General features: G+C 54.9%; 5 protein-coding genes. 1 reads left to right on the forward strand and 4 read right to left on the reverse strand.

Annotated features, from left to right (window positions below):
* Window positions 1–10 precede the first annotated feature (10 nt).
* Entirely contained in the window at window positions 11–991 is a 981-nt protein-coding gene (locus CA13_RS21480) for a bile acid:sodium symporter family protein (RefSeq protein ID WP_146400120.1), read from the reverse strand.
* Window positions 992–1,117: 126 nt separating this feature from the next.
* Here CA13_RS21480 and CA13_RS21485 point away from each other — a divergent pair, with 126 nt between their 5' ends.
* On the forward strand, window positions 1,118–2,398 hold the full coding sequence (locus CA13_RS21485; RefSeq protein WP_146400122.1) for a hypothetical protein: 1,281 nt from the start codon (window positions 1,118–1,120) through the stop codon (window positions 2,396–2,398).
* Window positions 2,399–2,428: 30 nt separating this feature from the next.
* On the opposite strand, the gene CA13_RS21490 is transcribed toward CA13_RS21485, so the two are convergent.
* The 3 genes from CA13_RS21490 to CA13_RS21500 are packed head-to-tail and all read right to left on the reverse strand — an operon-like array spanning window position 2,429 to window position 7,190.
* Window positions 2,429–3,475, reverse strand: a complete 1,047-nt coding sequence (locus tag CA13_RS21490) for a hypothetical protein (RefSeq protein ID WP_146400124.1) — start codon at window positions 3,473–3,475, stop codon at window positions 2,429–2,431.
* On the reverse strand, window positions 3,472–5,754 hold the full coding sequence (locus CA13_RS21495; protein WP_146400126.1) for a hypothetical protein: 2,283 nt from the start codon (window positions 5,752–5,754) through the stop codon (window positions 3,472–3,474). The genes CA13_RS21490 and CA13_RS21495 overlap by 4 nt, the downstream gene beginning before the upstream one ends.
* Window positions 5,751–7,190 (reverse strand): MotA/TolQ/ExbB proton channel family protein, encoded by a 1,440-nt coding sequence (locus CA13_RS21500; RefSeq protein WP_146400128.1) that lies wholly within the window; start codon window positions 7,188–7,190, stop codon window positions 5,751–5,753. Before CA13_RS21500 ends, CA13_RS21495 begins: the two co-directional genes overlap by 4 nt.
* Window positions 7,191–7,595 lie beyond the last annotated feature (405 nt).

Here is a 7,595-nt window from a genome sequence, read left to right on the forward strand (position 1 = left end):
CAAAATGGCTTTACGTTTCTTTCGAAGGCCGATTCTGGTCCATTTGCTCGGACGATTGTTTCCAGCGTTCGGCGATCACCGTGTCGATCGTCAATTGGAACAGGTGGTACATCAACATCGGAATCACGCTGACCCCCAAATCGATCGCGATTTGCAGCCCGACCATCAGCGTTTTCTGGCTTCCCCCGAATCCGACCGCTACCTGGCTAGCACGGTCCGCGCCTGTTGCTCGCGATACCAAAATGCCGATTCCGAAGGCCGAAAGGTGAATTGCGATCACCAGAAATACCAAGGTTGCGGTTGTCATGCCGATCGATGAAACGCCTGATTCGTCTGCATTCTGGATCATGCCCGCACTGGCGATTGCCCCAAAAACGACCATCGATAGGATGCCAAATTGCGCCAATAGCGACAAGCGAATCTTGTTGCGATCGGCCCATTTGGCCACGCCGATCGTTCGCATCGTTTGGGCAATGACCAGCGGGGCGACCACAATCGTTGCCAGTTTTCTCATTTGTTCGATTGCCGAGATATCGGCCTGACGCGCCAATACTAAAGAAACACCAATCGGTATCACGAAAATGCAGGCCAGGTTTGTCACCACCGTGGTCATTAATGCGATCGAATCATTCCCGTCGGCCTTGCGAGTCCAAACCGCAGCGGACGCTAACGTGCAGGGAACCAACGAAACGACAAACAACCCTCCAAACGCGGAGGCAGGCAAAATCGCTTGGGCAGGCAAACAGAGTAGCGGCACCACGAGAACGTTGATCCCAATTGCTAGCAATGTGGGGAGTGGTCGTGCGAGGCTTTGCCGAACGGCATCGGCTTTGAGCGTGACGCCCATGATCCACATTACCGAAAACACGATCGCGCTGCGTAATGTCGTCATGGCGAGCAGAGGTTGCAGTGTTTCGCTGGCGAAGAAGCCGATGCAAAAGCATGTCGCCAGTGCGATCAGGAACCATTGTCTCTTTATCCTTGGCCACATCTTGTATTTTTTCCAAACGATCTATCGGTAAACTGGCTTGTGAAACTAAGATTCGCTTCAGAGTCTAGCTCAAGTCACGGCGCAGACCTCAGTGCTAGCATAGCCCATCCTTGGAAAGGAATCCGCATGCATGAACGGACGCAACGAGCCCTCGCTCGGTTGATGTTCGTTATCTGCTGCGCGGTCCCGACGTTGATAACGATGGTTGTCTTGTTTATTAGCTGGACACCGTGGTATCACCAAGCTTGCTTGCGAGAGATTAGCGAGTCGATTGCCAAGGACACGGGGTTTTTGATTGAGGTGGACGATTTCGATCGCCCCAGTCCTTCGCGTTTGGACCTTCAAGCCCTACGAGTAATCGATCCGGAAACACACCGCGAAGTTGCTCGAGTCGACCACCTGTCTTGGACGGAGGTCAATGACGGGGTGTCGATCGTATTGGATCATCCTCAACTTCAATCGGCGGAACTTGCAGGCGCATGGCGTTTGATTCACGATCGGTTTCTATGCAGTTCGATTTGCTTGTCGACTTCGGTTCGTTTTGCCGCCAGCGATTTGACGATTGATGGAGATGTTGGATCGACACGGCTTCAAGATGTCGATGCTTGGATCGAACCGGGCGACGATTCAACTCGGGCGACGATTGAATGTATGCGTTCGACCCAGCAGGATGGCAGTGGTCGCGACGGGAGCGGTTTTCGAATCGAGGTCGTCCGCGACCGAACGGGCGATATGCCGGTCACGACTTGGACGATGGAAACGAGCGACACGCCTTTGCCCTGTTCTGTTTTTTCTCAGTATTACCTACCGCTCGCTCGTTTTGGCCCTGCTGCGTCGTTCGCGGGAACGGCTAGGTGGAGCATTGACGCTGATGGATGGTGGGTCGATTTGAGTGGCTCGCGTTTCACCAATGTGGATTTGGAACGGTTAACCCAAGGGCTGCCTCATGCGATGGCGGGAACCGCAGACATCAAGTTGCAAACCGGCATGCTACGCCCAGCAAAAGCGATCGATGTTACCGGAGAGATTCGATCCGAACGCGGCTTTGTTGCGACATCGCTACTAAGTTCGCTTCATCGTGATTTTGGGATGACGGTCAATGCGAATCTGAGCAACCCGCGATCGATCGCATACGATTACTTTGCATTGCATTTCAAGCTTTTCGACTCCTCGGTGACCCTTGATGGGATTTGTGCGACCAAGGATGGACTGCGTGGTTTGCCAGCCGGAGTCGTGTTCTACTCTGGTGGCGAATCGATCGTCCAAGCGAAGGAGATTGAAATGGCGTCGGTTGAGCTTGCAAAGTTATTGGCATCCCCCAATAGCGTTCTTGTTCCAATAACGCCACAAACCTCCGCAATCATGCATCTGCTACTACCGTCAAGTCAAACATCTCGGCTTCGCTAACTTGAGCCCCACAAACTAAGGTCCAGCAGGCTATTGCGCAACGGATCGCGAGCCTTGAGGGCCACCGGTAATTTCTCTGTCCATCGGAAGCGGGCGCGCGGCGGCGGCAAAGCCGCGTGCATAGAGATGTTCTTTCAAATGACGAAAGGCGGCAAAACTGTCTGGGTAAACCCAAACGGTGATTGTCGTCGTTGCTGCGTCGCGACCGGCAAGTTCGATGTCGAGGTCACTTCCTTTTTGAAACATCGTTTGGATCGGCGTGCCGATGGGTTCATTCAAGGGTGCGACACTCATCCCGACCAACGAGATTCGTGTAGCCAATCCGACTTGGCCTCCGCGTGAAACCATCTCGCGACTTTTCGCCATTTCGTATCGAGCGACATATCCGCGTACCGGCCCGACAGCGGCCTCAACAAGTCCATCACGTGAACCACCGGCTGCTCGTTCGAAGTCGTTTTTGATCTCTGCGATCAAACGTTCGATCGGAACCACCGACAAGCGATTGGCTTTGAGGCGAAAATGAATCTCGTCTCCAAAAACGGTTTTAGCCATCGGTGTCGGCAGGTGCGTGATTGCAACCACGGGTTGTTTTTCCCCTTCGAGCCGTTCACGTTCGCCTTGTAGCTGGGCCAATTGATCTTTGGTTTCTTCGAATTCCCGGTTTCGCGACGCCATTTCGGTCGCCTTTTTGTCGAACCGTTCTTTCTCGGCATCCCAAGCCGCTTTGGCTTCGGAAAGCAAATCCAGCATCACGCTGCGTTGTTGTTGGCGTTGTGCAATGTTTTGGTCGCATTGTTTGATTGTCGCTTCGAGCCGGTCCGAATCCGCTTGAGCCGCAGCGGCCCGCATCGTCACTTGACCGAGTTCCCCTAGCTGTGCATCGCTGGCGGTTCGATTCGCTTCGTCGATCACCAGTTCCGATTCCGTTTTCGCCTTAATCTCGTTGATCACTTGCGAAGACTGCGTGCCGAGTACGACGACCAAAATGATCAGGACGCCGACGAGGTTGGCCACGATGTCCAAGAAGGCGTCGTGTCCCAATTCAATCTTCGTGCGATTTCGTTTGGATTGACTCATGGAGTGATACCTCGTTTGCTATTGGTGCCGAGGCTTGCATCTGCCCCACGTACATCCACACCACTACGTTGCATCATTTGCTTAAGCTGTTCGTAGCGACCTTCGCCTTGGGGCATGACTTCGACATCCAGTACCGGTTGCCAACGACCGCCTGGTAGCGAAGGGCCCCATTGTTGAATCCGTTTGCGAACTGCATCGCCCAGTTCGTTAGTAGCACGCGAGACGTTTTCGTCTGAGAAACCGAACATCTCGGTTGCTCCGCCTGTCGCTGGAGCGAGCAAGACGAATTGATCTTCGTAACAGAGCACTCGAATCGTTCGTACGATGGTATTGCCGCGTGCACGAGCGACCTGCTCGGGAACAGCCCAGTTCTTTCCGCGAGAATCGGCTGGCGGTGTGGATTGCTTTTGCATCGACATGCTTCCGCCCATCGAGCCGTTTTCCGGCGGCGGTGAGGAATCGGATCCACCGGCACCTGCTTGCCCACTTGCGACCGATGATGATGTGGAGACACTCGATTGGCCCCCCCTGCCCGTGCCCGCATTCCCGCTGGTTTTTGCGAACGGGTCGCTCGTGTCGGGCAGTTCGAATTGATGGCTCTGCGTCGGCATTGTGTTGCCTGAGTCATCGGCCTTGCCGATTTGCCCTACCGCCGAAATCGATCCTGCGTCGGAAGTATTCGGACTATTGAGCGACATGTTTGACTCAGACGAAGCGCCTGTGTCGCCCGGCGTGTTTGGTTTGCCCGGTCCGCTAGCCGGATCTAAATCGCCATATTGTTGATTCAGGAAGCTGCCAAGCTCGCCCCCGTTTACGCCATCGGATTGATTGCCGCCACCGGCTTTTCCTGACATGGCAGGGTCTTGCCCAAAGTTTTGGCTGACCGAGAAATTCGAATCCCCTGCACCAAGTACATGATTGAGTTCAGCAACCGATGCAGCCTCTTCGGCAAGCGATTGTGCTCGAACCGCCGCTGCAGCCGATTGCATGTCCGATGCAATTTGATGCATCCGATTCGCGTCAATGGCGGGGCTTAACGGGTCGCTGCCGGAGCCGGGGGTTCCCGAGCCGGATGTGTTGTTGGTCGCAATTGCATTGCCCTGCCCTGCCCTTGCCGTTCCGCCCGCCGACGTTCTGCCCGCTGACGTTCTGCCCGCTGACGTTCTGCCCGATACTGTTTCACCTGTGGCGTACGGATTCGAGTTCGAGGAGTAATACGACGACGTGCCTTGAAGGTTGTCGGATGCCGACCGGAATCCGTTGGCCGTTCCCTGGGCGTCCATTTGTCGCGCTGAAAGAGTCGGCAGTGTCCGACTTCGTGTCCGACCATTGCTCCTTGCTATGCCGCTGGCGTGAACGCGAGCCTGTTGGTTGGAGATGGCATCTTGAATGGCTAAGTCAATTCGTTTTTTCAATTGAGGATCGGGTTGGTTGAATGCCAATTGGACTTTGCTGGGCACGAGTTCGTAACCAAATTGGTCATCCCAATCTTCCATGGCACCACGCGCAGCCGCATACGATTCGATCCCATCGGGGCGAACGACCAATAGTGGGTAAGGCGGGATCGAATCCCCGTAGTTTTGCATTGCATGGTGACGCACGATCCTGAGTGCGGCGTCAATCGGGTTGGCTCCACGGCTGGTATTGTCCAATTGTTGCTGCGTGATCCGCACCCCTTCAGGCCAAATCATCACGCCATCTTTGGAACATTCCAAATAGACTGGTCTTCGGTCGGTGCCGTTGGGGCCTTTGTGGGGAACAATCACCACGCGAGGTGTGTTGTTCTCGGTTTGAGCTTTTAACTCGGCAACCGCTTTCTCTTCTTCCTTTAGTTTCGATTTGAGGAAATCGATCGTGGCGGTATCGACTGCCGTGGCTTCCGTTTCCCCCGTGGCTTGTTTGACCTCGTCGCTCAAACGCATCAATTCGTCACGAATGCGTTGGAGGTGGTCTTCCAAGTGTGTTAGTTGATCCCGTCTGTTTTCCAGGTCCGCGGCTTGAGAATCGCGGAATGCGACGACCTGCGCCACACGGACTTGCTCTTCGGCGATCATCGAAGCGACGGTTCCTTGCGTTAGCGAAGGTTCCTCGGACGATGAGTGTTCGGCCATCCGTTGCTGTTTTGCTTGCTCCGCTTCCGCCACCTGCTGCTCAGCTACCTTGGTCGCTTTCTGGGCCACCAATGCGAGGAACAGAATTAGCGTGCCAAGGGTGCAGACAAGAACCGCAAGGAAGGGGAACAGCGTCGGCGAGATGGCTTGGCGACGACGCCCGCTCATGCTGCACGCCTCTGTTGCGGAGTCGATTCATTTTCGGATGAATCGTTGTTCGCGACGTGCACATTTAGCGCCGTTTCTTCGTGGGCTTTCATGATCACGGGTAAGCGATGCGATAGTACATCGACCGCTCGGGCGAGCACTCGCATTGCATCAGCCATGCCTTCGCCGGCCGATGCTTCGATACTCCGATCGATCGCGGCGTTCGTTTCGCTGAGTTGTTGTAGGCTCGAGTCGATCGAATGCTGCATCGCGACAAGCTCGCCCGCGCGAGCATGAGTTTCGGTCAGTGCGGTGTACTGATCGATCATCGACTTTTGATGCCCCGTTAGCAGGTCGGAGTGCTGCGTCATGCTTTCTTGCCACTGTCCCCATTGGCGTTGCCAACGATCCGCTGCGATGATCGCCGATTGGTCGATCGAGGTGGCGTGATCACGAAGGGCAGGTTTGAGCGTCTCTTCGAACGCTTCGACGATTTTGTTGGTGTCACTTTCGTGGACACTTTGCCAGTGATCTTTTGCTTCATCGATTGTCTGTCGCCAAACGATCGCCTGGCTCTCGATCGATTGGGCGACCGCCACGCGGATTCCTTCGCAAAGGTCCGCGATCAGAGCAACTTGGTTATCCGAAGCTTCGTCACTTGGTAGAGCAGACGAGACCAAACTGTTGATTCGTGAATCAATGATCGACAGCAAACGCTGTTCGGTTCGTTCCATCGGGTATTGCAAAAAGATTGCGACCACCGAAAGGACGAGTCCAAGAGCCGTCGTATCGAATGCAACATACAAGCCGCTTTTTAGTCGGTCGACCGCAGCGACGCCGTCGGTGAAATCGAGTCCGCCGAGTGTTTGAGTGATCCCAATAACCGTTCCGAGGAACCCCAGCATCGGGATGGCCCAAACAATGATTCGAACGATGCCGAGCGAATCGTAAGCAGTATCGGCATCACGAGCGGACAATTCCCGAAGGTCATCGGGAAGCTGTTTCGTGGTGCCACGTTGGCTTTGACGCACCAGGATCTCTTCGAGCCGACGGACCAGCATGCTAGCGCGAGATTGCAGCGGCAGTTCGCGAATTTGGGTGAGCCAATTGCGAGCGACATGTCCTGCGTCGTGGTTTTGCAGCCATCGTTGCGAGGTGGTGCTTTTTTGGGCGCTGGGCATCAGGTCTTCGTCGCGAAGCGATGAGAGCGCGTTCCACTGGACCGTGGTTTGGCAGAATTTGCCAAACAGGATCGCAGCAGCGATGAAAAACAGAACAGTCGCAGCCACAGCGACAGGGTGACCAAGGAAATAACGCTCCATCGGTGGCCACGCGGTCAGTTTCACGACTGCGTAAAACCCCGCAGCCGCAAGGACGCCGAGCGAGCCCCAGGCGATGCCGCCATAAGCAGCCGTCCCGCCAGAAACCGTGGATCCGTCGTTTTGAAAGCGGTTCACGAACTAGCCTCAATCGGTAGATTTATCGGAGCAAAGTCATTTTGACGTTGGTTTGCGATGGATCCCCCGAGGGATTCAAGCCGCCCAGCGATCCAATGGACCAGCGATCCAATGGACCAGCGATCCAATGGATAGGTGCGGGCGGAATTGCAAACGCAAGCGCGCACTGGCACGCTCGTTACAATCGGATCGACCAACTCGACCAATCAACTTCACCTAATCGGAAAAATTCATCAGCGGGCGTCGATATTGCGACTCCTGAGCAAACCGGCGTAAGTTAGGCTTGATGCTCGATGTCACTCTTTGCTGTGCTCCGGCAACTTTGCTGTGCTCTGGCAACTTTACTGTGCTCTGGCAACTTTACTGTGCTCTGGCAACTTTACTGTGCTCTGGCAACTTTACTGT

The sequence above is a fragment of the Novipirellula herctigrandis genome, from assembly GCA_007859835.1.
Classification (GTDB): domain Bacteria; phylum Planctomycetota; class Planctomycetia; order Pirellulales; family Pirellulaceae; genus Novipirellula_A; species Novipirellula_A herctigrandis.